The 2,010-nt window shown below is 53.0% G+C and carries 2 protein-coding genes and 1 pseudogene; all 3 read left to right on the top strand.

Going from position 1 to position 2,010, the window contains the following annotated elements; all coding sequences use genetic code 11:
• Nucleotides 1–181, top strand: a pseudogene (locus tag DW769_RS15950) (MobQ family relaxase); the annotation flags it as partial.
• Between the two features lie 65 nt (nt 182–246).
• Entirely contained in the window at nt 247–891 is a 645-nt protein-coding gene (locus DW769_RS15945; protein WP_118750629.1) for a CHC2 zinc finger domain-containing protein, read from the top strand.
• Nucleotides 860–2,010: virulence-associated E family protein (locus DW769_RS15940; protein ID WP_118750628.1), on the top strand; the 1,151-nt coding region annotated here is incomplete at its 3' end. The genes DW769_RS15945 and DW769_RS15940, both read left to right, overlap by 32 nt.

The raw sequence follows: 2,010 nt of genomic DNA, 5'->3' as shown, positions 1-2,010 counted from the left end.
GAAGAAGCTGCGGGACATCCGCTACTGGGTACGGAAAGCCACACCCGGCACAGAAGAAAGCAAAGAGCCGTCCAAGAAGCAGTCCCTCAAAGAAGTCTTGCAGGATAAGGCGGACGAGAAAAAAGCACAAAGAACTGCCCCGGTGCAGACAAAACACAAACAACAGGATATGGAACTTTAACAGGCACTTGCCATTTTCAGATTGAGAATGTCAGGTGCTTTTCTTTTTTTCAAGGAGGGATAGATTTGAATGTATTTGAAGCTGTGAAGCAGTCCGTCACAACAAGACAGGCTGCGGAGCATTATGGAATCCGTGTAGGCCGGAACGGGATGGCTTGTTGCCCGTTCCATAACGATAAAACCCCAAGCATGAAGCTGGATCGGCGTTACCACTGCTTCGGCTGCGGTGCGGATGGGGATGTGATTGATTTTGCCGCCGCCCTGTATGGGCTGGGAAAGAAAGAAGCCGCCGTACAGCTGGCACAGGACTTCGGGCTTTCCTATGAGGACTGGAAACCGCCGGGGAAGGTAAAAAAGCCCAAGCCCCGGCAGAAATCCCCGGAGGAACAGTTTCAGGAAGCAAAGAACCGCTGCTTCCGTATCCTTGCCGATTATCTCCACCTGCTTAGGGCATGGAGAAAGGAATATGCCCCGCACACCCCGGAGGAAGCCGTTCATCCCCGGTTTGTGGAAGCCTTACAGAAGCAAGCCCAAGTGGAATATCTGCTGGATGTGCTGCTGTTCGGGGAGACAGAGGAAAAAGCGGCTTTGATTACGGACTACGGAAAGGATGTGATACAGCTTGAACAGCGAATGGCAGAACTTGCAGCCGCAGCCGCAGCAAGAACTAAAAAACACCATGAACGCCATGCAGCCGCCCCAGAGCATTGAGGAAATCAAGGCGGGGCTGGAAACCACCGAGAAAGGCGGTGTCCGTCAGAGCATCCGGAACTGCCTGACCGTATTCCAGCGTGACCCTCTGCTTTCCGGGGCTATCGCATACAACATTCTAACTGACCGCAAGGACATCATAAAGCCCATCGGCTTCCACAGAGAAAGCACCGCCCTGAACGATACGGACATGAAGTATCTGCTTCTCTATCTGGAAGAAACCTACGGGCTTACCAATGAGAAAAAGATTGATAACGCCATCGGGATTGTGGCGAATGAAAACAAGTACCATCCCATCCGGGACTACCTAAGTGCCCTTGTGTGGGACGGGACAGAACGAATCCGTTTCTGTCTGCGGCACTTTCTGGGGGCTGACGCAGACGATTACACCTATGAAGCGTTGAAGCTGTTCCTGCTGGGTGCAATCTCACGAGCCTTTCAGCCGGGGTGTAAGTTTGAAATCATGCTCTGTCTGGTAGGCGGTCAGGGGGCTGGCAAGTCCACCTTCTTCCGTCTGCTGGCAGTCCGGGACGAGTGGTTCTCCGATGATTTGCGGAAGCTGGACGATGACAATGTGTACCGCAAGCTGCAAGGTCACTGGATTATCGAAATGTCGGAAATGATGGCAACCGCCAACGCCAAGAGCATTGAGGAAATCAAGTCATTTTTAAGCCGACAGAAAGAGGTTTACAAGATACCCTATGAAACCCACCCGGCAGACCGCCCCCGCCAGTGCGTGTTTGGCGGCACTTCCAATGCTCTTGACTTCCTGCCCCTTGACCGTTCCGGCAACCGCCGCTTTATCCCCGTCATGGTGTACCCGGAGCAAGCCGAGGTTCACATTTTGGAGGACGAAGCCGCTTCCAGAGCCTATATCGAGCAGATGTGGGCAGAAGCGATGGAAATTTACAGAAGCGGCAGGTTCAAGCTGGCTTTCAGCCCTGCCATGCAGCGGTATCTCAAAGAACACCAGCGGGATTTTATGCCGGAGGATACCAAAGCCGGGATGATACAGGCGTATCTTGATAAGTACACCGGGAGCATGGTCTGCTCCAAGCAGCTCTATAAGGAAGCCTTGAACCATGCCTTTGACGAGCCGAAGCAATGGGAAATCCGGGA

The sequence above is a fragment of the Blautia sp. AM29-29 genome (genome assembly GCF_003480555.1).
Classification (GTDB): Bacteria; Bacillota; Clostridia; order Lachnospirales; family Lachnospiraceae; genus Fusicatenibacter; species Fusicatenibacter saccharivorans.
Note: the sequence above shows the minus strand (reverse complement) of the source record. Positions and strands in the feature narration are given on the sequence as shown.